Origin of the sequence: Corynebacterium confusum, assembly GCF_030408715.1 — a bacterium.
GTDB classification, from domain to species: domain Bacteria; phylum Actinomycetota; class Actinomycetes; order Mycobacteriales; family Mycobacteriaceae; genus Corynebacterium; species Corynebacterium confusum.
This window is the reverse complement of record NZ_CP047202.1, coordinates 737898-764720: the sequence shown is the minus strand read 5'-3', so window position 1 is coordinate 764720 and position 26823 is coordinate 737898. Positions and strand designations below refer to the sequence as shown.

General features: G+C 61.8%; 20 protein-coding genes and 3 rRNA genes. 10 read left to right on the top strand and 13 right to left on the bottom strand.

What is annotated here, in order from left to right; translation table 11 throughout:
- Nucleotides 1-4: 4 nt before the first annotated feature.
- Nucleotides 5-1429: an NCS2 family permease gene (locus CCONF_RS03635; protein WP_290225311.1), complete on the bottom strand. Its 1425-nt coding sequence runs from the start codon at nt 1427-1429 to the stop codon at nt 5-7.
- A 186-nt stretch (nt 1430-1615) separates the two neighbouring features.
- Nucleotides 1616-2278, bottom strand: a complete 663-nt coding sequence (locus tag CCONF_RS03630) for a DUF3027 domain-containing protein (RefSeq protein ID WP_290225310.1) — start codon at nt 2276-2278, stop codon at nt 1616-1618.
- Nucleotides 2279-2317: 39 nt separating this feature from the next.
- Here CCONF_RS03630 and CCONF_RS03625 point away from each other — a divergent pair, with 39 nt between their 5' ends.
- Nucleotides 2318-3202 (top strand): glutaminyl-peptide cyclotransferase, encoded by an 885-nt coding sequence (locus CCONF_RS03625; RefSeq protein WP_290225308.1) that lies wholly within the window; start codon nt 2318-2320, stop codon nt 3200-3202.
- An 11-nt stretch (nt 3203-3213) separates the two neighbouring features.
- Nucleotides 3214-3789 carry a DUF2771 domain-containing protein gene (locus tag CCONF_RS03620; protein ID WP_290225305.1) on the top strand — a complete coding sequence of 192 codons (576 nt, stop codon included), beginning with the start codon at nt 3214-3216 and terminating at the stop codon, nt 3787-3789.
- 56 nt (nt 3790-3845) lie between these two features.
- On the opposite strand, the gene CCONF_RS03615 is transcribed toward CCONF_RS03620, so the two are convergent.
- Entirely contained in the window at nt 3846-4226 is a 381-nt protein-coding gene (locus CCONF_RS03615) for a cold-shock protein (RefSeq protein WP_290225302.1), read from the bottom strand.
- Nucleotides 4227-4606: 380 nt separating this feature from the next.
- On the opposite strand from CCONF_RS03615, the gene CCONF_RS03610 reads away from it, so the two are divergent.
- Nucleotides 4607-5227, top strand: a complete 621-nt coding sequence (locus tag CCONF_RS03610) for a resuscitation-promoting factor Rpf1 domain-containing protein (RefSeq protein WP_070769345.1) — start codon at nt 4607-4609, stop codon at nt 5225-5227.
- 206 nt (nt 5228-5433) lie between these two features.
- Here CCONF_RS03610 and CCONF_RS03605 read toward each other — a convergent pair whose 3' ends face one another.
- Nucleotides 5434-5625 (bottom strand): hypothetical protein, encoded by a 192-nt coding sequence (locus tag CCONF_RS03605; protein ID WP_290225299.1) that lies wholly within the window; start codon nt 5623-5625, stop codon nt 5434-5436.
- Between the two features lie 576 nt (nt 5626-6201).
- Here CCONF_RS03605 and CCONF_RS03600 point away from each other — a divergent pair.
- From CCONF_RS03600 to CCONF_RS03575, 6 genes are all read left to right on the top strand, one after another.
- A complete protein-coding gene (locus tag CCONF_RS03600) occupies nt 6202-7776 on the top strand; it encodes a helicase-associated domain-containing protein (RefSeq protein WP_290225296.1) in 1575 nt (524 codons plus the stop codon).
- Between the two features lie 134 nt (nt 7777-7910).
- Entirely contained in the window at nt 7911-8804 is an 894-nt protein-coding gene (locus CCONF_RS03595) for an ABC transporter ATP-binding protein (protein WP_290225294.1), read from the top strand.
- Nucleotides 8805-8808: 4 nt separating this feature from the next.
- On the top strand, nt 8809-9987 hold the full coding sequence (locus CCONF_RS03590) for an ABC transporter permease (protein ID WP_290225291.1): 1179 nt from the start codon (nt 8809-8811) through the stop codon (nt 9985-9987).
- 115 nt (nt 9988-10102) lie between these two features.
- Nucleotides 10103-11752, top strand: a complete 1650-nt coding sequence (locus tag CCONF_RS03585; RefSeq protein WP_290225290.1) for a DNA repair helicase XPB — start codon at nt 10103-10105, stop codon at nt 11750-11752.
- Nucleotides 11739-12377, top strand: a complete 639-nt coding sequence (locus tag CCONF_RS03580; RefSeq protein WP_290225287.1) for a DUF3239 domain-containing protein — start codon at nt 11739-11741, stop codon at nt 12375-12377. The genes CCONF_RS03585 and CCONF_RS03580 overlap by 14 nt, the downstream gene beginning before the upstream one ends.
- A 177-nt stretch (nt 12378-12554) precedes the next feature.
- Complete coding sequence (locus CCONF_RS03575) at nt 12555-14519, top strand: vWA domain-containing protein (protein ID WP_290225286.1); 1965 nt, start codon at nt 12555-12557, stop codon at nt 14517-14519.
- A 27-nt stretch (nt 14520-14546) separates the two neighbouring features.
- Here the strand turns inward: CCONF_RS03575 and CCONF_RS03570 are convergent, their stop codons facing one another.
- From CCONF_RS03570 to CCONF_RS03555, 4 genes are all read right to left on the bottom strand, one after another.
- The gene (locus CCONF_RS03570) at nt 14547-15872 is read right to left on the bottom strand and encodes a lyase family protein (protein WP_290225284.1); all 1326 of its coding nucleotides are present in this window, start codon (nt 15870-15872) and stop codon (nt 14547-14549) included.
- A gap of 266 nt (nt 15873-16138) precedes the next feature.
- A 5S ribosomal RNA gene (rrf, locus tag CCONF_RS03565) occupies nt 16139-16257 on the bottom strand.
- A gap of 126 nt (nt 16258-16383) precedes the next feature.
- Nucleotides 16384-19469 (bottom strand): 23S ribosomal RNA (locus CCONF_RS03560).
- Nucleotides 19470-19904: 435 nt separating this feature from the next.
- Nucleotides 19905-21422: ribosomal RNA gene (locus CCONF_RS03555) — 16S ribosomal RNA — on the bottom strand.
- The 16S, 23S and 5S rRNA genes sit together here, the layout of an rRNA operon.
- Before the next feature lie 117 nt (nt 21423-21539).
- On the opposite strand from CCONF_RS03555, the gene CCONF_RS03550 reads away from it, so the two are divergent.
- Complete coding sequence (locus tag CCONF_RS03550; protein ID WP_290225282.1) at nt 21540-21755, top strand: hypothetical protein; 216 nt, start codon at nt 21540-21542, stop codon at nt 21753-21755.
- A gap of 103 nt (nt 21756-21858) precedes the next feature.
- On the opposite strand, the gene CCONF_RS03545 is transcribed toward CCONF_RS03550, so the two are convergent.
- The 5 genes from CCONF_RS03545 to CCONF_RS03525 all read right to left on the bottom strand — a co-directional run bounded on the left by CCONF_RS03545 (nt 21859) and on the right by CCONF_RS03525 (nt 26780).
- A complete protein-coding gene (locus tag CCONF_RS03545) occupies nt 21859-22767 on the bottom strand; it encodes an arsenic resistance protein (protein ID WP_290225280.1) in 909 nt (302 codons plus the stop codon).
- A gap of 110 nt (nt 22768-22877) precedes the next feature.
- Nucleotides 22878-23633 carry an iron ABC transporter ATP-binding protein gene (locus tag CCONF_RS03540; protein ID WP_290225278.1) on the bottom strand — a complete coding sequence of 252 codons (756 nt, stop codon included), beginning with the start codon at nt 23631-23633 and terminating at the stop codon, nt 22878-22880.
- The gene (locus CCONF_RS03535) at nt 23630-24682 is read right to left on the bottom strand and encodes an iron chelate uptake ABC transporter family permease subunit (RefSeq protein ID WP_290225276.1); all 1053 of its coding nucleotides are present in this window, start codon (nt 24680-24682) and stop codon (nt 23630-23632) included. The genes CCONF_RS03540 and CCONF_RS03535 overlap by 4 nt, the downstream gene beginning before the upstream one ends.
- Nucleotides 24672-25649 (bottom strand): iron chelate uptake ABC transporter family permease subunit, encoded by a 978-nt coding sequence (locus CCONF_RS03530; protein WP_290225274.1) that lies wholly within the window; start codon nt 25647-25649, stop codon nt 24672-24674. The genes CCONF_RS03535 and CCONF_RS03530 overlap by 11 nt, the downstream gene beginning before the upstream one ends.
- Nucleotides 25650-25751: 102 nt before the next feature.
- A complete protein-coding gene (locus CCONF_RS03525) occupies nt 25752-26780 on the bottom strand; it encodes a siderophore ABC transporter substrate-binding protein (RefSeq protein ID WP_290225272.1) in 1029 nt (342 codons plus the stop codon).
- Between the last annotated feature and the right edge of the window lie 43 nt (nt 26781-26823).

Below are 26823 nucleotides of genomic sequence, written 5' to 3'. Positions count from 1 at the left end.
CACGCTATTCCACCAGACTCATGATGGGATCCATGGCGAAGTAGACCACGAACAAGCCGGAAATGAGCCACATCAGCCAGTGGATTTCCTTGGCCTTGCCGGCGAAGGTGGACATCAGAGCAAAGGAGATAAACCCGATGCCGATGCCGTTGGCGATGGAGTAGGTAAAGGGCATCACGACGATGGTCAAAAAGGCCGGGATGGCCACGTACATCTTGTTCCACTCGATGGCGGTAAGCTGGCCGGCCATCATGACGCCGACCACCACGAGCACCGAGGAGGCGGCCTCGATGGGCACGACCTCGTAGAGCGGGGTCAGGAACATCGCCAGGATGAACAGGACGCCGGTGGTGATGTTGGCCAGGCCGGTGCGCGCGCCGTCGCCGATACCGGCGGAGGAATCCGCGAAGACGGTGTTCGACGACGCCGAGCCCAGGCCGCCGCCGACGGCGCCGAAGCCCTCGACGACCAGCGCCTTCTTCAGGTTCGGCAGGTTGCCCTCGGAATCGGTCAGGTTGCCGTGGCGGCCGAGGGCCGTCATGGTGCCCATGGCGTCGAAGAAGTTGGTCAGCACCAGGGCGAAAACCAGCAGGGTCGCGGCGACCACGCCGATACGGCTGAACGCCCCCAGCAGGTCGACGGCGCCGACGATCGACAGGTCCGGCAGCCCGCCCAGGGAGTCCGGCACCTTCGGCACCGCCATGTTCCAGCCGCCGGTGTTCTCCGCGGCGGAGCCGGCGCCGGTGAGCGCTTCGACGACCATGGCGATGATCGTGGTGGCGATAATGCCGATGAACAGCCCGCCGGGCACGTTGCGGATGACCAGGGCTGCGCAGATGATAAGCCCCAGCACGAAGACCAGGCTCGGCCAGGTGGAGATGGAACCGTTGATGCCCAGGCTGACCGGCACGGTGGTATTCGCCGCGTCCGGCACGCGGGTGACGAAACCGCCGTCGACGAAGCCGATCATGGCGATGAACATGCCGATGCCCACGCCCATCGCGGCCTTCATGGAGGCCGGGATGGCCTTGAAGACCGCGGTGCGGAAGCCGGAGACCGCCAGGATGACGATGATGATGCCGTCGATGACCACCAGGCCCATGGCCTCCGACCAGGTCAGGCCCTCCGTGGCCACGAGACTGACCGCCACGAAGGTATTCAGCCCCAGGCCGGCGGCAAAAGCGAAGGGATAGTTAGCGATGGCACCGAAGGCGATGGTCATCACCCCGGCCACGAGCGCGGTGGCGGCTGCTACCTGGGGCACTCCCAGGGTGTTGCCCTCGACGTCCGGGGAGGTGCCCAGGATGAGCGGGTTGAGGAGGATGATATAGGCCATCGCGAAAAACGAGACGGTCCCGCCTCGAATCTCGGTGCCAATGGTGGATCCGCGTTCGGATATTTTGAAATAGCGATCGAGCGTCGCGCGCATGGAGCTGACTTCCCTTTACTTATGTCACCGTGCCCTACTGATTTACCGCTAACAGTTTCATACTTGTCAGCCCCGCGCACAAAATCCTCCACCCCCGCCCCGCCGAAATCCTCCGGGGCGGCAACAGCGACGCTTTCTACAATAACGATTGCGGCAACAGCTACTGCTGCCGGTGACAGCTAAGGATTAATAGAAGGGCGCTTCGTCGTCGAAGACGGTGTCCGGGTCCACCGCCGACTCCGGGGCGATGGTGGTCTGGGAGTGGGCGCCGCAGCCGTAACGGGCGTGGACGGCGCACCCGTCCGCGGAGTACTCGTTGGCGCACACGCCGAAGTTGTCCTTCAGCGGCAGGAAGAACGCGCAAGTCGCACACTGCAGGTGCGCCTGGGCGGCCATAGGCGCTTCCGGCCCGTAAGCAGCCTGCCAGCGCTTAGCCGCCTCCTTCCAGCCGGCCTGGCTTAGCGTGCCGTCATCGCCGAGGCGGCTATCCCCCGGCGCGGGCGGCATGACGTCGCCCGGCTCCAGATCCCCGGGGCGCACCCGGTCGGTGTACGGCACCCAATCGGGCGCCTGCAGGGCCTCCCCGCCGGGGACGAGGGCCAGCTCGCTGACGGTGACCTCGTCGCTGCCGGCGGCGCAGGCCAGGACCGCCTGCCATTCCCACCCGTGGTAGCCGGGCACGTCCGCGGCAAAACGGTGGGTGACCGCGTGCGGACTCAGCCCGCCGACGCCGATGTGGCGGCCGACGTCGCCGTCGCCTAGTTCTTCCAGGGCCCAACGAGCGGTCTCGACGGCCGCGGGGCCCAGCAGCGGGTTGGTGGAGGTGAATTGGAGCTTTTTAGAGGACACATCGAATCATTATGGTGCATATGCGGCACAATATGGTGTATGGGTTCCCTCCTGTCGCCACCACGTCACCGCCAGCGCCCCCGCAATCATCAGCAAACGCGCCGGTTAGGCGCGCTTCTGGTCTGCGCCGGCCTGGCCTTGAGCGCCTGCAGCGCCGCCCCGGACACCGACCGCGGCGCAGATCACGCTGCCTCCGCCCCGGAAGACGGGGCCGCCACCACTGCCGCCCCCGCGGTCGAGCGCCTTCAGGCGCGGGTGGTGGAGCGCCTCGACTACGACGAGAGCCTGTTCACGCAGGGCCTCGAGGTGGGCAAAGACGGCAACCTGCTGGTGGGCACCGGGCGCTACGGCGAATCCGGCGTGCACCGGCTGGTCCCGGGCGAGACCTCCCCGCAGAAGTCGACCGCGCTAGCAGACGATCAGTTCGGCGAAGGCATCACCCGTAGCGGCGACACGCTCTGGCAGCTGACATGGAAGTCGGGCACGGCGTTGTCCTTCGACGCGGATACCCTCGAAACCACCGGATCCGCGGAGTATTCCGGCGAGGGCTGGGGCCTGTGCGATATGGGCGACCGGCTAGCACTCTCCGACGGCACCTCCACCCTGCGCTTCGTGGACCGCGACAACTTCGACGAGCTGGATCGGGTCACGGTGACCTTGGACGGCGAAGAGATCGATGAGATCAACGAGCTCGAATGCGTCGACGGGCAGATCTACGCCAACGTCTGGTTTTCCACCGACATCCTGCGCATCGACCCAGCCACCGGGACGGTCGACGCCGTCATCGACGCCTCGGGGCTGGCCAACAACGCCGCGCCTAACCCCGACAACGTGCTCAACGGGATCGCCCATATCCCGGGCACCGACGAGTACTACCTAACCGGTAAGCGGTGGCCGGATCTGTACCGCGTGACCTTCGAGTAAGATCTATGCCCATGGCCACCCGCAAAGAGGCAAAACGCAAGCAACTGATCCAGGTCTTGGCGCTGATCATCGCCGTCATCGTCATCGTGGTGGCGGTGGTGCTGTTCCAGAACTGGTGGAACAGCCGCCCGGGTCCGGAGCCGGAAGAGGTAGCGGTTACCGCCCACGTCGGCGACAAGGAGCTCGAGGTCCACCCGTATATGTCCTGCGAGCCGGGAACGGAGTGCGAGGAAAAGGACGTCCCCAACCTGGAGGTCGGCCCCAACGACAAGCTGGTGCTAGATATCCCGGAGGCCATCCATAACCACGAGTGGCGGGTCCTGAGCATCTACGACGACCCGGCCGCCAACGACGAGACCACGCACGGCGCCTACGACACCGAGACAGTAGAAATCCCCGGTTCCGTGGATCCGATTGAGGAATCCACATCCGGGGACAAGCAGGAACGCCCGAAGCTGATGGTGGTAGAGGTCTCCTCCATCATGATCGGCACGGACGCTGACGGGGAGGAAACCCCCTACACCACGGTCTGGTCGCTATCGACGATGTCCGAGGCCGAGCGCGCCGCGCAGGAGCAGAACAACTAGCCGCCCAGGCGCTGGGCGGACCATCCAGCGCGGGCCCAACTGTCCAGCCGCGGGGCCTAGCTGTCCAGGTCCTTGGCGATGGCGCGCAGGATCTCTGCGACCTGCCGGCCGGTCTTACGCTCCGGGTAACGCCCGGCGCTTAAGGCCGGCTGCACTTGTGTCTCCAGCACGGTCATCACGTCCGAGATCATGCTGCCAAGCTCTTCCGGCTTGCGGCCGGGGCTGCGGCGGCGCGGGCTATCCAGCACCTTCACGCGCAGCGCCTGCGGGCCGCGGCGGCCGGCCGCGAAATCGAATTCAATACGCTGGCCAGGGTACAACTCGGTCACGCCCTTGGGCAGCACGTTGCGGCCGATGTAGACGTCCTCATCCCCCGGGTTGGAGGCAAAGCCGAAGCCCTTCTCCGCGTCAAACCACCTGACCTTACCGATGGGCACGTTGGTTCACCACTTTCTTTTTCTCATAATGGAACTCACCATTCTAACCCCTGGCGGCCCCGAAAATGAAGTCAATAATTGGCCCACAACAACACCGTGGTGACTCATCTCACATGGATAACTTTTCCCTGGGGGCCGATCGCCTCACCTGCGGTTTCCACTTTAAGGTTTTCACACGCACCACTCGGGCCCCGCCCCCGTGTGCCGAAAAGTGTCGAGAACGTGACACTTTCGTTATAAACCGATAGTCTGTCGTCGAGGCACTTGGCCGCTGCGTTGGTCGAAGACATCCCCGACTAACCGTCTTCCCGCGCCGGCGGCCAAATTTTTCCGTGCAAAAGAATTGTAACCGACCGGGGAAATAGAGAGGACCTTCAACAATGGGACGCCACTCGGCAAAGACTACTTCCGTAGCCACCAAGTTCGCGGCTAGCACCGTCGCTGTCGGTGCCGCCGCTGCCATCATGGCACCGACCGCCTCGGCCGCTCCGGACTCCGACTGGGACCGCCTGGCTCAGTGTGAGGCCGGCGGCAACTGGAACATCAACACCGGCAACGGCTACTACGGTGGCCTGCAGTTCAACGCTGGCACCTGGCAGGCCTACGGCGGCAACGAGTTCGCCCCGACCGCCGATGGCGCTACCCGTGAGCAGCAGATCTTCGTCGCCGAGAAAGTCCTGGCTAACCAGGGCTGGGGCGCATGGCCGGCCTGCTCCGCTAGCCTGGGCCTGAACTCCGCCCCGACCGACCGCGCTCACCCGAACGCCGCCCCGGCTCCGGCCGCTCCGGCAAACGCCCCGGCCGCCGTCAAGGAGGCCGCGAACGCTGGCTCCAGCGAACTCGCCGTCGACGCCCTCTACAACGCCGTGAAGTCCAAGCTGGCCACCTACGGCATCCAGGTCCCGGCCCCAATCCAGCAGTTCTACGAGGCCAACCGCCACGACTTCAACGCTTTCTACACCGCTAACCGCGGCCAGATCGACTCCATCCTGAACCTCTAAGAAAGGTCCACGCCGGTCCCGCCCCGGCCGGAGTCATCTCCAACAAGCAAAAGAAAGGCGCCACCCACCCCGGGTGGCGCCTTTTGGCATTTCTACAGCAGAACCTAGAGCCACGTGCCCAGGTCAACCCCCGCACCTCCGTCGCAAGGAGTGGCTAAGGCATAGCACAATGCCCGGTCCGCAGACCGGGCATTGTTACGGGTGAACTACTTGTTGATGCGCGTGTAGGGATGCACGTAGTTCAGCTTGTCTGCCGGCAGCGGCAGGACGGTGTCGTCACCGTACGGGCTGGAGGCACCCGCAAACGGAGCGGCAACTTCGGTAATGGCGTGTTCGCGGCCTTCCATGTTCTGCGGCCAAGCCGGAGAAACAAAGCCCTTCTTCTCTACATTCGACATACTCCTTATTGTGCCAAACCCGCGCGAAAAAAGTAACTCAAATGGCACTAAACTTGTCTTCCACGATGAGTATCACCCCTTCTGGCCCCAGCCGCACCGCGCAGTACCGGGATTTCCTCGCTAATTTGGACTCGGATCAGCTCACTACTTTGTTCGGGCACCGCCCCGACGCCGCGGTCCCTCCTCCACCGGGGCCGGCGCCACTAGCCACCCGTTTGCTGCTGCGCACCTCCATCGCCCGCACGCTGGGCAACTGCTCGGCTGACCTGTTAGCTGCGCTGGAACGCGCGGCCAACCTCGGCGCGGAGCTAGAAGAGGTCGACGCCACCACGGTCGCGGCGGCTCCCATCACCGACGCGCTGTGCGAGCGCGCCCTGCTTTACCGCACCAGCCCGGACAAGGTGATGCTGCCAGCCGAGGTGATGCCGGCGCTGCCAACTGGCTGGTCGCTGCTTAACCAGGTGGAGGTTACCCCCCGCGGACCTGGCGCAGCTGCCGGAAGAGCAGCTCGAGGTGCTTCAGGGGATTGCCCACGCCGGCGGCGCCAGCGCGGCCAGCACGTTCGCGAAGGAGCCCGTGGCGAAGCTCGAAGAGCGCGGGTTCGTCCTGCGCCCCGAGCCGGGCACGCTGCGCCTGCCACGGGCGGTCTTTGGCGCCGTCCACGGGCGAAAGCACCCAGTCATCCCGCTCGAGCCGATTGCCCCGCCCGAGGAACCACACCCGGATCCGGCCGCCGATGCCGCCGGGGCTGCCAGCGGACTCGACGTCGCCCGCGAGCTCGAGCGCCTAATCGAGCACCTGGGCCGCAGCCCTGTCAGCCTGCTCAAGGACAAGTCCGTGGGCAAGGCGAGCGTGAAACAGCTTGCCAAGGCGCTGAGCCTGCCGGAGCCGGGCATCACCCGGCTGATTCACCTGGGCTATAGCGCCGGCCTGCTCGGCCGCGGCGAGCCCTCCGGCTACGAGGGCAACTTCCTGGCCCCCACCGCGGCCGCGACGGACTGGCAGGATCTGGCCCTGGGCGAGCGCTGGCAGGCGCTCATCGAGGCGTGGATGGCCAGCCCGTGGCAGTCGTGGTCGGCTAAGCGGCCTTTGGACAAGGAGGCCGTCGACGCGCACCTGCCCGGCTACCGGCAGCGCGTTTTGGAGGTCTACCGGCACCGCGCACGTGCACTCAGCGCGGAGGAGTTTGCCGCCGAGCTGCGCTTTTCCTCGCCGCTTTTCGCGCTTCTCACCGGCGAGGAGACCATCGCCGCCCTCGCCGCGGAGGCGCAGTGGCTGGGTCTTATCGCCCGCGGGCGCGCCACCACCGCGCTGACCGGCAACGCGACCGATCTCGCGCCGGAGGAGATTTCCTATTTCCTCCTGCAGGGTGACCTCAGCGTCATCGCCCCGGGCCCGCTGACCAGCCCCGTCCAGGCGAAGCTGGCCCTTATTGCCGATCTCGAATCACCCGGCCTGGCCAGCACCTACCGGCTCAGCGAGGAGTCGCTGCGCCGCGGCTTCGACGCCGGCTGGTCGGCCGCTGACTTCCAAGATTTCTTTTCCGAGCACTCCGCGGGCGAGGTCCCGCAGCCGGTGAGCTACCTGGTGCAAGATAGCGCCCAGCGCCACGGCGCCCTGCGCGCCGGCCCGGCCAACGCGTACCTGCGCAGCGACGACCCGGCGGTGCTTGCTCAGGCGGTGAGCGCCGTGCCGGAGCTGCGCCTGCTCGCCCCCACCGTGGCGGTGTCCCAGCTGCCGCTGCGCACGTTGCTGGACAAGCTCCACCGCGCCGGCCTGAGCCCCGCCGCCGAGGACGCCGTCGGCGCAACGGTGCAGGTCGCCCCGCCGCGGGCGACCGTGCCCCCGCCCAAGGCCTTCCATCCTTCGGCGAGCCAGCTATCCCCGGCCGCCCTAAACGCCGCGGTCGACGCCGTCCGCGCCGGTCGCCCCGACGAGCCGACGGCGACAACCGGCCCGGACCTGGATCTGCTACAGGCGGCCGTGCGCTCCGGACGGGCGGTGGTCATCGGTTATGCCACCAAGACCGGGACGCAGAAGTCCTTACGGGCCACACCACTGACGGTCTCCGGCGGGCAGGTCGACGCCCGCGCCCAGGCGCGGACCGTGCGCATCCCGCTGTCCCGGATTACCTCGCTCGCCCTGGACTAATCGGGCCGACCCGGCCCCTCCGCGCGGCACGCAGCGAAGCTACTCCGACGGTAATATTGCAAGTGCCCTTGACGCAATATTGTGTTTATGCAATATTCTACTACGAACATCGACCCGACCCGGAAGGCCTCCTTGTGCCACGACTGGAATTAGACCAACTCAACAAGTCCTACGGTGACCACCGCGTCCTCCACGATCTTTCGCTCAACGTCGACGCGGGTGAGATTTATGGCTTCGTCGGCTCCAACGGCGCCGGTAAGTCCACCACCATGCGCATCGCGCTGGGCGTGCTGTCCACCGACTCCGGCCAGGTCCGCCTGGACGGCGAGCCGCTGGATGACAGCAACCGCCGCCGGATCGGTTACATGCCGGAAGAGCGCGGCCTCTACGGCAAGGAGTCGCTGATAAGCCAGCTGACCTTCTTCGCCTCCCTCCACGGCATCCCTACCTCGGAGGGCAAGGCCAAGGCCGGCGAGCTGCTCGAGCGTCTCGGCCTGGGCGAGCGCAAGGACGACAAGCTGGACGATCTGTCGCTGGGTAACCAGCAGCGCGTGCAGCTGGCCGCCTCGCTTATCCACTCCCCAGACGTGCTCATCCTGGACGAGCCCTTCTCCGGGCTCGACCCGGTGGCCGTGGAGGTCATGAGTGAAATGCTCGTCGAGCGCGCCCGCTCCGGCGCGGCCGTGCTCTTCTCCTCCCACCAGCTGGACTTGGTCCAGCGCCTGTGCGACCGCGTGGGCATCCTCTCCCACGGCCGGCTCGTCGCAGAAGGCGGAGTCGAGGAGCTGCGAACCTCCGGACCGGTGCGCTACCGCGTGGCCACGGAGGCCCGCGGCTGGTACCCGCCCGGCTGCGAGGTCGTCGAGGAAGGCCCCGAGCACGTGGTGCTCACCGCCGAGGGCGTGGACGACCAGACCATCCTCCGTGCCGCCCTCCAGGCCGGGCCCGTCCACGCATTCGGCCGCGTGGTCCCTGACCTGACCGAATTGTTCCGCGACGTCGTCTCTTCGACTACCCAGGAGGCCTAAACCCATGCGCTATTCTTCCCCCGCCACCATCTGGACCGTGGCCAAGCGCGAGATGGCCATCACAGCCAAGACCCGCGCCGTCCAAATCACCGTCGCCCTCTTGCTGCTGGTGACCATCGGCGGCATCACCGCCGCCAACTTCTTCTTAGGCTCCGACGACGAGCCAGATACCGTCGCCGTCGTCGAGATGCCCACCGAGGCCTTCGACAACAGCGGGCTGGACGCCCGCGGGGCTGACGATGCGGACCAGGCCGCCGAGCTAGTCCGCAACGGCGACGCCGAGGCCGCCTTGGTCCCCGGCGACGAGGGTTGGGACCTCATCAGTCAGGACGGGAATCCCAGCCAGACCATGACCGCCACCATCAACCAGGTAGTCGAGGCGTATTCCAGTCAGACCGCCCTGCAGGAGCTGGGAGTTAGCCCCGCCGACTACGCCCAAGCGCTGCCGGAGACCACGGTCAACCTCGTCAGCGTGGATGAGACCGACGGCGCGGCCAGCAGCGAGGACGAGATCTTCTCCGTGCTGACCGTGCTGGCCGCGGCGATGATCATCATCTTCTCCGTCATCACCTTCGCCAGCCTGGTCGGCGGCCGCGTGACCGAGGAGAAGTCCTCCCGTGTGGTGGAAATTATCCTCTCCTCCGTCCGCCCGCTGGACTTCCTGGCCGGCAAGATCCTGGGGGTTACCATCTTCGGCTTCGTGACCACCCTGGTGCTCGTCGGCGCCGGCGCCGCCGCCCTGGCGTTTACCGAGTTCTCGGACCATTTCTCGCTCGACTGGGGCCTCTTCGGCGTCATGCTGGTCGGCTGCCTGCTGGGCCTGCTCTTCTTCGGCAGCCTCTACGCCGCGGCCGGCTCCCTCATCCAGCGCACCGAAGACCTCCAGTCCACGCAGACCCCGATCCTCATCCTGCTCATCCTCACCGCCTATGTCCCCGCCTTCGGCTGGAACAGCCTGGACTCCACGCTCTTGCAGGTGGCCGGCTGGCTGCCGCCGTTTTCCATGCTGACCGCCCCGATGCAGTACGCGGTGGGCAACTTCGGCGCCGCCCAGCTGGCGCTGTCCTACCTGCTTTTCGCAGCAACCACCGCCGCGGTCATCTGGTTGGTTGCCCGCATCTACCGCGGCGCTATCCTCAATAACGGAAAGAAAATGACCTGGCGCGCTGCCCTCAAGGGCTAGGCCCCAAGGCTCAAGCCAGCCTCAAGGCTCAAGCCAGCCTCAAGGCTCAAGCCAGCCTCAAGGCTCAAACCGCGCTAGGTTGCCCCCGACCGTTTTCGAGGAGAACCACCGCCCTATGCCCGGCCCGCTCATCGTCCAATCCGACAAGACCGTCCTGCTGGAGGTCGATCACCCGGAGGCCGATAGCGCCCGCCGGGCGCTTGCCCCCTTCGCAGAACTCGAACGCGCGCCGGAGCATATCCACACCTACCGCATCACGCCCCTGGCGCTGTGGAACGCCCGCGCCGCCGGCCACGACGCCGAACAAGTCGTGGATGTACTAGAAAGCTACTCCCGCTTCCCCGTCCCGCAGGCGCTGCTCGTCGACGTCGCGGAGACGATGTCGCGCTACGGCCGCGTCAACATTGACAAGCACCCAGCCCACGGCCTCATCCTCACCTCGGCGGAACCGGCCATTCTCGCGGAGCTGGAGCGCCACAAGAAGGTAGCCCCGCTGTTGGGCGCCCGGATTGACGAAAACACTTTCGCGGTGCCGCCGTCCCACCGCGGCCGCCTGAAGCAGGCGCTGCTGCAGGTCGGCTGGCCGGCCAGCGATACCGCCGGATATGTCGACGGCGAGTCCCACCCGATTGCCCTGACCGAAAGCGGCTGGCAGCTGCGCGACTACCAGCGCCAGGCCACGGATTCCTTCTGGGAGGGCGGCTCCGGCGTGGTGGTACTGCCCTGCGGCGCGGGCAAGACCCTGGTCGGCGCCGCCGCGATGGCCCGCGCCCAAGCCACCACCCTGATCCTGGTGACCAACACGGTGGCCGGACGCCAGTGGCGCGATGAGCTGCTGCGCCGCACGAGCCTGACCGCCTCGGAGATCGGCGAGTACTCCGGCGAAAAGAAAGAGATCAAGCCGGTGACCATCGCGACCTACCAGGTAGTCACGCGCAAGACCCGCGGGGAATACGCCGCGCTGGATCTGTTCGACTCCCGCGACTGGGGCCTTATCATCTACGATGAGGTCCACCTTTTGCCCGCCCCGGTCTTCCGTATGACCTCCGACCTCCAGTCGCGGCGCCGTCTAGGCCTTACCGCCACCCTTATCCGCGAGGACGGCCTGGAAGGTGACGTCTTCTCGCTGATCGGGCCCAAGCGCTACGACGCCCCGTGGAAGGACCTGGAAAACGCCGGATATATCGCCACCGCCGAGTGCACCGAGGTCCGCGTGGAAATGACGCCGGAGGAGCGCATGACGTACGCGACCGCGCCGACGCGGGACCGATACCGGCTGGCAGCCAGCGCGGAGGCGAAATACCGCGTGGTCGACCAGCTCGTGGCTGCCCACCCAGGTATTCCGACGCTCATTATCGGCGGTTTTATCGACCAACTCAAGACCATCGGTGAACGCCTCGACGCGCCCGTTATTGACGGCCGCACCTCGACCGCCAAGCGCGAGGAGGCCTTCCGCTCTTTCCGCGCCGGTGAGACCACCACCCTGGTGGTCTCCAAGGTGGCAAACTTCAGCATCGATCTCCCGGAGGCCGCCCTGGCCATCCAGGTCTCCGGCACCTTCGGCTCGCGCCAGGAAGAAGCCCAGCGCTTGGGCCGCCTGCTGCGCCCCAAGGCCGACGATAACGAAGCCGAGTTCTACACCGTAGTCACCCGCGACAGCGTGGACGCCGAGTTTGCTCTCCACCGGCAGCGATTCCTCGCGGAGCAGGGATATGCTTACCGTCTGGTCGACGCAGTAGACTTGGGTAGCGATGAAGATCTTTAAATTTGAGGTCGATGAGGCCTTCGCGAAAAAGCACAACGAACTGCTCCGGGATTCCAAGCGGCTGCTGATGTCCGGACTCATCATGGGCGTGCTCCTGGTGATTATCGGCGCGGCGCTTTGGTACTTCGTCGAGTCCGCGTGGGGTTTTACTGTCGGGCTGGGCATCATCCTGTTCGGCATCATGTGCGCCGTGGTCGGCGTTCTCTCCTCCCGCAAGGTGGGCACGGCCCAGCAGCTCTACGACTCCTACCCGCTCGCCCCCGGCGTCATCGCTGAGGTCACCGACCGGGAGATGTACCTGTTGGCCCTGGTCAACACCAACGTCGATCCGGAAGCCGAGCCCCGCTGGGGCGCCGCGCTGCGCCGGGTAAATTCCATCCCCGGCGTAGACCGTAAGGTCGGTACCAAGGTCCCCGTCGCCGCGATCGGCGGGCACCACACTAACTCGGACAGGAACCACTGGCAGCAGATCTCCCCGATGCCCATCGCGTGGGGCACCCCCGACCAGGAGGTCGTCGACATCGCCCGCAAGTCCATCCCCCAGGACCAGTGGCAGCGCCTCGAACGGGCCCGCAGGCGCCTGAGCGACGTCAAGGCCACCAAGTTCGACCTGTTGATCCTCTAGCCGCCAGAGCTCTCTTAGCCCCAACTCACCAACTGCCCGCGTCATCCATTGGCGTGGGCAGTTTCGTATATCTAAGCATTGTTACAAAGCCGTAACCGACTTAAGTAGCGACAGTTGTCCGATCAATATATGTTTAATGTGCCCCATCTCACTTATGAAAGTAAAACGAGAAACACCATGACACGAACAGGACAATACCCACAGCCAGTCACCGCCCTGGTCGCGATCCTCGCTCTACTGGCAGCCTTCACCGGTATCTGGGCACCGACCGCTACCGCGCAAGACGACGCCAAAGGCGACTCCCAAGCTTCCTCGGTGCTCATCATGGATGCCTCCAGCTCTATGCTCCAACCCGACGGCGACGGCACCCGAATGGACTCAGCCAAAAAGGCCGCCCACGAACTCCTCGACGGACTGCCCGATACCGCCACCATGGGCCTAGTCGCCTACGGTGCGAACGAAACCGACGCGCCCGACAACCACGAGGTCGGCTGCCAGGACATTGAGACCCTCTCCCCCGTCGGCAAACTCGACCGGGACAAGTTCAGCAAAGGTATCGACGACCTGACTCCCACCGGATACACCCCGATGGGCAACGCCCTGCGCCACGCCGCAGATGAACTGCCCGACGAAGGAGACCGCTCCATCATCTTGGTTTCCGACGGCATTGATACCTGCGCACCGCCAGAGGTGTGCACCGTGGCCAAGGAACTGGCCGACGACGGAGTGGGACTTGCCATCCACACCGTCGGCTTCAAGGTCGACGACGAAGCCCGCGAAGAACTCGAGTGCATCTCCGAAGCCACCGGCGGCGAGTACCGCCAGGCAGACGACGCTGACAAGCTCACCGAGGATCTGAAATTCCTGTCTCAGCGCGCCGTGAACACCTACAAAGCCGCCGGCACGGAATTCGAGTTCGCCGACACCGTCGAAGACGCCAAATGGCTGGGCGAAGGCCTCTACCACACCCGCTTGACCCCCAACGACGACCAGGACCAAGGCCTGCGCTACATCCGCGTCGCCGTCCCCGAAGGCTACAACGCCTACGTCTCCGTCACCGGTTACCCTGACCGCGACGCCACCGGTGACGCGGGTAGTAATTCCGGTGTTCACCATGACCTTTACTACCACCTTGACGAGATAGATAATACCTCCAACGGTATGGATTGCACCGCCGGCGAAATAGGGTTAGTGGACGGAAGCACTTCCCTCACTGCGTACGCTCCGCCGGATCCTGTGGTCGCTGCTATAGAAGCCACTGAGGGCGACGACTGCGACGACGCCCAGTGGTACCTTGGCTACGACGTGTGGTACAGCGATGATGAGGTTGATAACGAAGCGTCCTTTGAGGTTCAGGTCGCGTACGAGCCCATCCCCGACGAAAAGCCCGTGGAAAACCTCCCTAAGGATGACTCCAACAATAAGCAGGAAAACCACTCCGACCTTCCCCTGAATGATGCCGCTCCCATCACCGGCGGTACCGGTTTCTCCGACGCCGTCGAGGTCAAGCCCGGCGCCTACTCCGATACGATCGTGCCAGGTGAATACCGCTTCTATAAGGTACCGGTGGAATGGGGCCAACGTCCGGTGGTGACCATTCGAACCGGTAAATCGGAGCGCGAGGATTACGACCGTATCGAGGGGGTCATCTACTCGCCCCACCGTCTTGAAATCGACGACTTGTCCGTCAGCCCTCCTTACAAGGAGGGCTCTGATTCGGATACCGCAACGACGGAGAAGCCGGTCCTCTTTAACAATCGCGAAAAAAACAGGGCCGGTGGCAAATTATCTCTTGCGGGCGACTACTACATCGGAGTCTCCATGAACTACGGGGTGGGCGAGGGAACAACTGGTGTCGACCAGCCCTACAAGATCGGTTTCGATGTCGAAGGCGAAAAGCTCGACGGCCCGGAGTGGCGCCTAGTTACCGCTGACGGGCCACCGCCGTCCGACGCCCCGCCGGCTGCCGAGGAGGAAGAGACCGAATCTTCTGAGGCCGAGAAGCCTGAAGGCACCGACACCGACCAGCAGGCTCAGGAATCCGACTCCGACGAAGGCGGCATCAACCTGATGTGGATCGCCGCTGGCGGCGGCATCCTCCTGCTCATCATCCTGGCAGCCCTTCTGCTCCGCCGTAGGTAATCCTCTACTGCTCAATCGCCCGTGCTACTAAATAGCGCGGGCGATTTCGCTTGCTAGGCCCGTATAGTTCTCCGGGCGTTGGATTTCTGTTAGATCCACGAACTTCAGTTGATCAGCGACCTCGGGACGGCCCGCAACAAAGTTTTCCAGGCTAATCCCCGTGTCCCGGTACTGGGTGGCGAAGTCCTGGACTAGGTCGTGCGCCGGTCCGTGACCAATGACCTTCGCGAACTCCATCATGATGGCTTCGGTCATGGTTAACACGCCCTCGGCTTCGACGTTGGCACGTAGGGCATCCGCATCGAAAGAAAGGTTGCCAAGGAGCTTCTCGAGCTTACGACCGGCACCTTCCACGGCGGCGAAGATACGCGGCAAACAATCGCGCTCGACCTCAATGGCACGGTGGTCGCGCTCATCCGCGCTGGGCGTCTGGGTCAGCATGGTGGACGCCGCGCCCGCCGCCATACGCGCGGCTGCGGAGATCTTCATGGTCGTAAACGGGTTCCGCTTCTGCGGCATAGTACTTGAGCCAGAGAAGTGCGGGTCTAGTTCCTCCTCAGCCTCGCCGGCGTCGGAGCGCTGCATCTCAAAGAGGTCTTCTGCGATCTTGGCCAAAGTTTGGCCGTAGATGCTGACGGTACACGCAAGCTCCGTGATCGTATCTCGTTGTGCGTGCCAGGCGATTTCCTCGAACTCTAGCCCCAAGCGGCGAGCGACCAGGCGTGCGACAGTCGAACCGTATTCTCCCATCGCGGCATAGGTGCCCACCGCGCCGGAGAATTGCACGAGCAACACGTGATCGCGCGTAATTTGCAGCCGCCCGTAGCAACGGCGCAGCGCCTTGACCCACGTAGCCACGCGGTAGCCCAAAGTGGTCGGCAGAGCATACTGCCCATTGGTGCGCGCAACCATCACCGTATCTGCGTGCTCATGCGCTAGGTCCACGAGTACGTCGATCAGGCGGCGCAAGGTGCGCATGATCAGATCCAAGCTCGCCTTGATCTGCAGCGCGCGCCCGGTATCCAGGATGTCTTGGGTCGTCGCCCCGAAGTGGACCCAGCCGCGGGCGTCCTCGGGGAGCTCCGCGCGCAGCGCATCCAGGCCCAGGGTGAAGGGGTTGCCCATTGCGCCCCGGCTAATAGCCTCCTCTACCTCAGAGCTGACCGTGGCGTTGTCCACGATGGCAGCCGCCGCGGATTCCGGGATCATCCCCACCTGCCCCTGCGCCGCCGCCAACGACGCCTCCACGGCGTACCATCCGGCGATGGTCTCGCGAACGGACCACACCTTCTCCATTTCTGGGGTGACATAACCGCGGCTACTAATCGCACTGTCAAAAGAGCTAAAGGGCATGGTGTAAATCCGAACTTTCTAAAGAGGCAGACACTAGCTCGTCATTCTAGACCCTCCGATGACAGTGACAATAATCACCTGGGAGCAATAGCCCAAAACCGGGTTAGCGCACAAGGGTAGAACATCGATCCTCCCGAAGTCCTTTCCCACTGGCATGGTTGTTGGGCGCGTACAGAAGTCTGAGAATGCTAAAGCGCTCGGTAAGACAGTCATCGGGTGACTGCCCTACCGAGCGCTTCTACTTATTAAGTTATTCTTTCGTTTGGTGTCGGCGGTAACCTACTCTCCCACAACCTCCCGGTTGCAGTACCATCGGCGCGACGCAGGCTTAGCTTCCGGGTTCGGAATGGGTCCGGGCGTTTCCCTGCCGCTATTGACCACCGACAAACATCCGGGACACACATGTGGTGTCTGGTCCGGGGTGTTGTGTCAGATACTGCATAGTGGACGCGAACACGACAAAGTGACGATATCTTGTGTTTTGTTTTGTTCCACACAAAACCAGTTTGTGTGGTGTTGGTTGTTTGGCCGATTAGTACCAGTAGCCTCCACATCTTACGATGCGTCCAGGTCTGGCCTATCAACCCGGTAGTCTTCCGGGGGCCTAATAATGAAACCTCATCTTAAAACAGGCTTCCCGCTTAGATGCTTTCAGCGGTTATCCCTCCCGTACGTAGCCAACCAGCCCTGCCACTGGCGTGACAACTGGCACACTAGAGGTACGTCCGTCCCGGTCCTCTCGTACTAGGGACAGCCTTCTTCAAGTTTCAACGCGCGCGGCGGATAGAGACCGAACTGTCTCACGACGTTCTGAACCCAGCTCGCGTGCCGCTTTAATGGGCGAACAGCCCAACCCTTGGGACCTACTCCAGCCCCAGGATGCGACGAGCCGACATCGAGGTGCCAAACCATCCCGTCGATATGGACTCTTGGGGAAGATCAGCCTGTTATCCCCGGGGTACCTTTTATCCGTTGAGCGACACCACATCCACAAGTAGGTGCCGGATCACTAGTCCCGACTTTCGTCCCTGCTCGAGCCGTCACTCTCACAGTCAAGCTCCCTTGTGCACTTACACTCACCACCTGATTGCCAACCAGGCTGAGGGAACCTTTGGGCGCCTCCGTTACATTTTGGGAGGCAACCGCCCCAGTTAAACTACCCACCAGGCACTGTCCCCAACCCAGATCATGGGCCAAGGTTCAGGCATTCACTACCATCAGAGTGGTATTTCACCAACGACTCCACCACCACTAGCGTGATAGCTTCACAGTCTCCCACCTATCCTACACAAACGATAGTAAATACCAATACCAAGCTATAGTGAAGGTCCCGGGGTCTTTTCGTCCTGCCGCGCGTAACGAGCATCTTTACTCGTAATGCAATTTCACCGGGCCTGTGGTTGAGACAGCAGAGGTCTCGTTACGCCATTCGTGCAGGTCGGAACTTACCCGACAAGGAATTTCGCTACCTTAGGATGGTTATAGTTACCACCGCCGTTTACTGGGGCTTAAATTCTCCGCTTCGGAACCAAAGGTTCCTAACAGGTCCTCTTAACCTTCCAGCACCGGGCAGGCGTCAGTCCATATACATCAACTTCACGTCTTCGCATGGACCTGTGTTTTTGATAAACAGTCGGACCCCTCTATTCTCTGCGACCACCACCAGCACACACACCGCAAAGAGTATGGCACCAGCAGTGGCCCCCCTTCTCCCGAAGTTACGGGGGCATTTTGCCGAATTCCTTAACCACAGTTCACCCGAACGCCTTAGTATACTCAACCTGACTACCTGTGTCGGTTTAGGGTACGGGCCGTACACCCACTCACTAGAGGCTTTTCTCGACAGTACAGGATCACCAACTTCACCCTCACGGGCTACGCATCACGCCTCGACCATACATGGTGCGGATTTAACCTACACCACAGTCTGCACGCTTACACCAACAATCCAATAAGTGGCATGGCTACCAACCTGTGTCACCCCATCGCTTGGACCACAGTTCAGGCCCCACGCATATCAACCACGACAATGCCCTCGAAAGGGCGAGTACATGGCGATATGGGTGGTTAGTATCACTGCTTTACCATTGGGCGCGGATATACGGGTACCAGAATATCAACTGGTTATCCATCGACTACGCCTGTCGGCCTCGCCTTAGGTCCCGACTCACCCTGGGAAGACGAACTTGACCCAGGAACCCTTAGTCATCCGGCGGGTAGGATTCTCACCTACCAATTCGTTACTCATGCCTGCATTCTCACTCGCACACACTCCACAGCGCCTTACGATACTGCTTCCACACGTGCACGACGCTCCCCTACCCAACAAAACATTGTTGCCGCGGCTTCGGCGGTATGCTTGAGCCCCACTACATTGTCGGCGCAGAACCACTCGACCAGTGAGCTATTACGCACTCTTTCAAGGATGGCTGCTTCTAAGCCAACCTCCTGGCTGTCTTCGCGATCCCACATCCTTTTCCACTTAGCATACCCTTAGGGGCCTTAACCGGCGATCTGGGCTGTTTCCCTCTCGACTATGAAGCTTATCCCCCACAGTCTCACTGCCACGCACACACTAGCGGCATTCGGAGTTTGGCTGATGTTGCTAAGATTGTAGTCCCGCTCAACCAACCAGTAGCTCTACCTCCACTAGGCTTAAAAAACGTAACGCTGCACCTAAATGCATTTCGGGGAGAACCAGCTATCACGGAGTTTGATTGGCCTTTCACCCCTACCCACAACTCATCCCCGCAGTTTTCAACCTACGTGGGTTCGCGCCTCCACAACCTCTTACAGCTGCTTCACACTGGCCATGGGTAGATCACCCCGCTTCGGGTCCAGGACATGCCACTGACAACACCCCATTAGGATTCGGTTTCCCTACGGCTACCCCACACGGGTTAACCTCGCGACATGCCGCTGACTCGCAGGCTCATTCTTCAAAAGGCACGCCATCACACACAAACAAGTGCTCTGACGGATTGTAAGCACATGGTTTCAGGAACTATTTCACTCCCCTCCCGGGGTACTTTTCACCATTCCCTCACGGTACTCAATACACTATCGGTTATTGCACGTATTTAGGCTTACCGGGTGGTCCCGGCAGATTCACAACAGATTCCACGAGCCCGTTGCTACTCGGGGACAACAACAATCATGACAAGTATGCCTTCACCTACAGGACTCTCACCTACTCCGGTTGACCATTCCAAGCCAATTCAGCTAACACACACACCACAACGAAGCACTGGTAGACACTTCAACGTTGAAACCCCACAACACCGCATGCGCAACCCCTACCAAGTATCACACACACACGGTTTAGCCTCATCCACGTTCGCTCGCCGCTACTAGCAGAATCATTATTATTTTCCTCTCCTACGGGTACTGAGATGTTTCACTTCCCCGCGTAACCCCCACACCCACTATGAATTCATGGGCAGGTACCACCCCACAACGAGTGGCAGGTTTCCCCATTCGGACATCCTCGGATCAACGCTTACTTGACAACTCCCCGAGGCTTAACGCAGCCTGACACGTCCTTCATCGGCACACAATACCAAGGCATCCACCATGCGCCCTTCACACAACGAACACACACCACCACAAACACAGCCCACAAAGACTGCCCTCATGGCGGGTGAACACACAAAAATTAAGAAAAACAAGAAATCACATCACACCACACACAAACAACCACAACAGTTGCTCACATGCAGTACATGCTCGCGTCCACTATACAGTTCTCACACAACACCCAACACACACCACAACCAACCACACCATGGCCAACTGCTAGTCGTGTGTTAGCACCAGGACAACACTAATGCCCCAGACACCCAACAATGCACCAACATACCCAAAACAAACCAACACATGGAATATAAGCATTTGCGAAAAAGAATGATTGCACCCAGCCTCATTCACTGGGGGCATGCGTCCACCCGATTAAACAAATGATGACAGTGCCATACACAGACACATCAGCCACCAACACCCACAACCGTGGGCCAATAAATGAAAACTCCTTAGAAAGGAGGTGATCCAGCCGCACCTTCCGGTACGGCTACCTTGTTACGACTTCGTCCCAATCGCCGATCCCACCTTCGACGGCTCCCTAACACGTTTGGGCCACCGGCTTCGGGTGTTACCAACTTTCATGACGTGACGGGCGGTGTGTACAAGGCCCGGGAACGTATTCACCGCAGCATTGCTGATCTGCGATTACTAGCGACTCCGACTTCATGGGGTCGAGTTGCAGACCCCAATCCGAACTAAGGCCAACTTTAAGCGATTAGCTCCACCTCACAGTGTCGCAACGCATTGTATTGACCATTGTAGCATGTGTGAAGCCCTGGACATAAGGGGCATGATGATTTGACGTCATCCCCACCTTCCTCCGAGTTAACCCCGGCAGTCTCTCATGAGTCCCCAACCAAATGCTGGCAACATAAGACAAGGGTTGCGCTCGTTGCGGGACTTAACCCAACATCTCACGACACGAGCTGACGACAACCATGCACCACCTGTATAAAGGCCACAAAGGGAAACGACATCTCTGCCGCGAACCTAAATATGTCAAGCCCAGGTAAGGTTCTTCGCGTTGCATCGAATTAATCCACATGCTCCGCCGCTTGTGCGGGCCCCCGTCAATTCCTTTGAGTTTTAGCCTTGCGGCCGTACTCCCCAGGCGGGGCGCTTAATGCGTTAGCTACGGCACAAAACCCGTGGAAGGGTCTCACACCTAGCGCCCACCGTTTACGGCATGGACTACCAGGGTATCTAATCCTGTTCGCTACCCATGCTTTCGCTCCTCAGCGTCAGTAACTGCCCAGTAACCTGCCTTCGCCATCGGTGTTCCTCCTGATATCTGCGCATTTCACCGCTACACCAGGAATTCCAGTTACCCCTACAGTACTCAAGCCTGCCCGTATCGCCTGCACGCCCGGAGTTAAGCCCCGGAATTTCACAGACGACGCGACAAACCACCTACGAGCTCTTTACGCCCAGTAATTCCGGACAACGCTCGCACCCTACGTATTACCGCGGCTGCTGGCACGTAGTTAGCCGGTGCTTCTTATCCAGGTACCGTCACAAAACGCTTCGTCCCTGGCGAAAGGAGTTTACAACCCGAAGGCCGTCATCCCCCACGCGGCGTCGCTGCATCAGGCTTCCGCCCATTGTGCAATATTCCCCACTGCTGCCTCCCGTAGGAGTCTGGGCCGTATCTCAGTCCCAATGTGGCCGTCCACCCTCTCAGGCCGGCTACCCGTCGCCGCCTTGGTAGGCCATTACCCCACCAACAAGCTGATAGGCCGCGGGCTCATCCTACACCGAAAAAACTTTCCACCACACACACCAAAGTGCGGTCCTATCCGGTATTAGACCCAGTTTCCCAGGCTTATCCCGAAGTGCAGGGCAGATCACCCACGTGTTACTCACCCGTTCGCCACTCGAGTACTCCAGCAAGCTGAAGCCTTTCCGTTCGACTTGCATGTGTTAAGCACGCCGCCAGCGTTCGTCCTGAGCCAGGATCAAACTCTCCACAAAAAGGCTCGTGAAAAGCCCAAACCTAACAAACAAAACCAACACACAACACACAAACCATGCGCTGCATACTGACCAAAAAAGAATTACTACAAAGAAAAAATGAAAAATTCACAAAACATGAACAATCACATCAATGCAGCCAGAAAGAAACAATTATATTTCAATGACACCCCAACTGAAAGCGCCATCCGGCACACACCAACACAACCATCCACACAAATGCAAAAAGTACATTGGCACACTATTGAGTTCTCAAACATCACTGGCACGCCCCAACAATCAGCAACAACCAACTGTTCAAAGCGGCTTGTTCAACCTTACTCACAACCGTAAACAAAGTCAAACACCGTCACCACCCGTTAACCTCACGGCTACCTCGCGGCGACTCGAATTAATATAGCGCGTTCTTCGCCAAGACACCAAATCGCCTTTTACCTTAATGTTTATCCGCAGGTAGACGGGCTATTTTCACTACTGCACTTAACGCCACTAGCTCGACCACGGTCTGCATGATGATGGCCACCGGGACGAATGAAAATCCCTCCGGCAGGGCCAGGGCGAAGGGCATGATGACCAGTGAGTTGCGGGTCATCGTCGTCAGCATCAGCGCAATGCGGTCCTGCCTCTGGAAGTTCAGCGCCCGCCCCAGTGCCAGAGCCAGGCCGACCGCGGCGAAGATGAACAACACGTAACAAACAAGTGCCGGAATAAGCCGCGGCAGGTTCTCCCCCAGCCCCGGCGAATGCACCGTCGCAATGACGAAGAGGGTCAGGCACATGACCGGGACCATCCAGTCATCGGTGACGTTGCTTATTTTCTCCTTGGCGCGCGTGTGCTGCACTGCCCAGGCCAGGCCAAAGGGGATGACGATGAGGCCTACGAACGCCTGGAGCATGGGAGCAACCGGGAAGGACATATCCCCTCCCCCGATGACGAGGTGCAGGGCGACCGGGATGACGGCCACCTGTACTGGGAAGAGGAATGGCGTGCTGGTCGCGATGGCCGCCACGTTGCCTCCCGCCAGCCGGGTAAAGACCACCACGTAGTCAATGCAGGGCGCGAGCAGCACCATGATCACCGCGGTTTTAACCTCGAGGTCCTTGAGGAAGAGGGCCAGCACCGCCGCGATGAGCGGCACCCCGAGGAAGTTGAGGGTAAGGGAGGCGCGCAGGTAGCGCCAGTCCGGGCGGACCTTCTCGAGTGGGATGGCCATGAAGGTGGCAAAAAGCAGCAGCGCCAGCGCCGGGTACTCGAGCCAGCCCAACGGCAGGCCGCTGAATGCTAGTCCGGCCGCGATCGCCAGGAGGTAGAAAGCCACCTGGTGGCGCTCGAGGAAACTGGTCATGGCCTTCAACCTACTAGCACGACCCCTCCCCCGCCGGCGGGGCACCGCCGGTAGCGCTTGCAGCACGTTTTTAGGGGCCGGTTGTCGTCTTGTATCTGCCGCCCGTGGGGCTAGTAGTAGCAGGCCAGCAACCCGTCAGGTCCGTCGATGACCTGGATCGGGGTGTTGAAGATCGGGGTGAGGATCTCGTCCTTCATGATCTCTTCCGGGCTACCGAAGGCGACGACCTCGCCGCCCTTGACCGCGCAGATATTGTCCGAGTACTTGGCGGCGAAGTTAATGTCGTGGATGACCAGCACGATCGTGCGGCCGAATTCCCGCGCGGCCTGCTTGAGGTGGCGCATCATCTCCACGGAGTGGGAGATGTCCAGGTTGTTGAGCGGCTCGTCCAGCAGGACGTAGTCGGTCTCTTGGCACAGGACCATGGCCACATACGCGCGCTGGCGCTGGCCGCCGGAGAGCTCATCCAGGTAGCGGCCCTCAAACTCGCGCAGGTGGAGGAAGTCGATGTACTTGGAGATGATCTCCTCGTCTTCATCGGTCAGGCGCCCCTGGGAATACGGGAAGCGGCCGAAGCCCACCAGCTGCCGGACCGTCAGCTTCGTGATGAAGTGGTTTTCCTGCCGCAGGATGGAAACAATGCGGGCTAGATCCTTCGACTTGGTCTTCCCGATGTCGTAGCCGGCGATCTCGATTGTTCCCTCGTCCATCTCCAGCAGGCGGCCGATCATCGTCAGCAGGGTCGACTTGCCAGCGCCGTTCGGTCCGACCAGGGAGGTGATGCCACCGGAGGGGATTTCCAGATCGACGGGACCGATGTTGGTCTCGCCGCTGTAGCTTTTCGCGACGTGTTTTAGGGAAATCACAGGCGACCCTTTCTCAAGATGACGAAGAGGAAGACAGTACCGCCGACCAACTCGATGATGATGGAGACCACGCCCTGGGCGTAGAAGACGTGCTGCATGATGAAATACGCCCCGGTGAGCACGGCAAAGGCAATGGCCACGGCCATTGGGAACAAGAAACGGTGATCGTAGGTCTCGGCAAACTGGTATGCCAGCGTAGCGACCAGGAAGCCTAGGAAGGTCATTGGGCCCACCAGCGCGGTGGTCACCGCCATGAGGATGGAGACCATGATGAGCGTGAAAATGGCGTTGGTCCGGTGGTTCACGCCCAGGTTGGTCGAGGCGTCGCGTCCCAGCGCGAGCACGTTGAGCCGGCGCGAGTTGAGGTACAGCGCGGCCGCGGCAACCAGCATCAGCGGGATGGCCACCGGGTAATAGTCCGAGTCGGCGTTGTTGACGGAGCCGAACAGACGGGCCGTGAGCACGTCGAATTCGGAGGGGGTCAGCATGCGTTGCATGAACGTTGACAACGAGCCCAACCCGCCGCCGATGACCACGCCAACCAGCAGCATCGCGTGCATGTTGTTGGAGCGGTTGGTCAGCAGCCACGAGTAGAGCACCAGCGACAGCAGGACCATGAGCGCGACCTGGACCAGGAACGTGGTGATGTTGCGGGCATTGGTCAGACCGGCCGCGCCGAGGAAGAAGATGGTCGCGGTGTTAATCGCCACGTACAAAGCCTCAAAGCCCATGATGGACGGGGTGAGGATGCGGTTGTTGGTCACGGTGTGGAAGGCCACCGTCGCGGCCGCCTGGCAGATGGCCACCACGGCCATGGCGATGACGGCATCGGCGCGGCGCTCGGCGATGAGCCAGAATCCGCGCGTGCCGAAGTCCATCGGATTATCCCACGCCAGCAACCCGGCGGCGAAGATGCCGCCGGTGACCAGCAGCAGGAGCAGGATTACCCCGTACTTGCGCTGCGCGGCGGCGGACTGGAAAGCCCCGACGTCGCGCGCGGAGGCAGTAGCCGGGGCGGAAGTAGAAGTAGAAACAGTCTTATTTACCACGGGTCGACCTCACAATCAGGACCACGAACACGACCGCGCCGATGATCCCCAGGATGACGGACACGGGCATCTCGAACGGGGAGATAATGGTGCGCCCCACCAGGTCGCAGACGGTGACCGTCGCGATCCCCAGCAGGCAGACCCACGGCAGGTTGGAGCGCAGGTCGTCGCCGCGGAACAGGCTCACGATGTTCGGGACGATAAGGCCCAAAAACGGCAGGGCGCCGACCACCACGGTGACCACGCCGGTGGCCACGGCGATAAGCCCCGTGCCGATGAGGATCATGCGGTTGTAGTTCAGTCCGACGTTGGTGGCGATCTCCTCGCCCAGCCCGGCCACGGTCAGCTTGTCCGCAAAGAAAAAGACCGCGATGAGCACGACGAGCACCAGCCACAGGACCTCGTATTGCCCCTCGTAGACCGAGGTGAACGAGCCCATAAACCAGATGCCCAGCTGCTGCAGGGAGTCCGTGGTCAGCGCCACGAAGGTCGAGACCGCGCTGACGACCGCGCCCAGCATGATCCCGATGATCGGCACGATCAGGGAAGAGCGCAGGGTCACCCGCCGCAGGAACGCGAAGAAGACCATGGTTCCCACGAAGGAGAAGACTACGGCGACCACCATCTTCTGCAGCACGGTGGAGCTAGGAAACAACACCATGGTAGTCAGCAGACCCAGCCCGGCCCACTCGGTGGTGCCGGTGGTGGTCGGCTCCACGAAACGGTTCTGAGTCAAAAGCTGCATGACCAACCCGCTCATGGCCATGGCGGCACCGGCCAACATCAACGCGATGGTGCGCGGGATGCGAGTGGTGTTGAACATCTCCCCGCCGTCCTCGTGGCCCAGGATGTCGTACTCGCCCACCGCCAGCGAGAGCGCTAGGAGCAGGAGGATGCCGCCTACGCCGAGCAGAAGCTTCCAGTCGAAGAGCTTCGACCGGGAGCGCCTAGGTGTTGTTTCTTGCATATGGTCCGCTTCTATGTAGATATCCGAAAGCCGGATAGGCCCTGCGCGGGTCAAAAAGCGCAGGAGCTATCCGGTTACTTGCGGAAAGTGCCGTAGGAAGTACTAAGCATTCTCGAAAGCATCAGCCATTTCGTTCAGGATCTTGGTGTAGGTAATGATGGACTCGTTAGTGTAGGTGTCCTTCGGCGCAACGTAAACATTGCCGTCCTTGACCGCCTGCACGTTCTTCAGGGCCGCGCTGTTTTCCACCAGGTCTTTGCCCGGGGTGTAGTCCGGCTCATCGGAGTTGATCGCACCGTCGCGGTCCAGGACCAGGATCCAGTCCGGGTTGGATTCCGCGATGGCCTCGACGGAGATGTCGTCGCCCTCGTGGTTGCTGCTACCGTCCTTCACGGTCAGAGCCGGGTCCAGGTCCAGCAGGTCGAAGATGGGGCCCAAGGTGCGGCCGACGTGCGGAGCGATGTAGCCGATCTCGCCGCCGGAGGTGTTGACCGCCATGACGGTCTTTTCCGGATCGTAGGCCTGCTTGGCGCGCTCGATGGCGGCGTCCAGGTCGTCGATCAGCTTCTGGGCGTCTTCCTCGTGCTCGAAGACCTCGCCCAGCGCGGTGGTGTGGCGCTTGAGCTCTTCGAAGAAGTCCTTGTCCTCGCGCGGCTCGAAGTCCACGACCGGGGTGTCCTCCACCAGCTTTTCGATGTCCTCCTGGTGCTGGGAGAAGCGCTGGCCGTTCCAGACCAGGTCCGGCTCGGCGGCGACCAAAGCCTCGAGGTCCGGCTCGCGGTGGCTGCCCAGGTCCGCGGCGACGGTGTCCTTGTTGTAGGTATCCGCCAGGGTATCCGGGACGAGGTTCAGCGGTGCTGCGGAGAGTTCAACGCCCCAGTCGGCCAGGACCGCGAAGGCGCGGTTGTCGGTCACGGCCGGTTTCTCGACCGGCAGGGTCACCGTCTGTTCTCCGTTGTTGTCTTCCAGCTTCAGCTCGCCGGACTCCGAGGCAGCGCTGTCTGCCGCGGTGTTCTCAGCGGAGTTTGAGGAATTGTCGGCGGAATTGGAGGAATCCTCCGCCGAAGAGCAGGCGGTCAGCAGCAGCGAAGCGGCGGCTACCGAGGCAACCAGGGTGCGACGAATCTTCATGGTTTGTCAATCATCCTTATTTCGAAACGAATCCCTTTCGGAA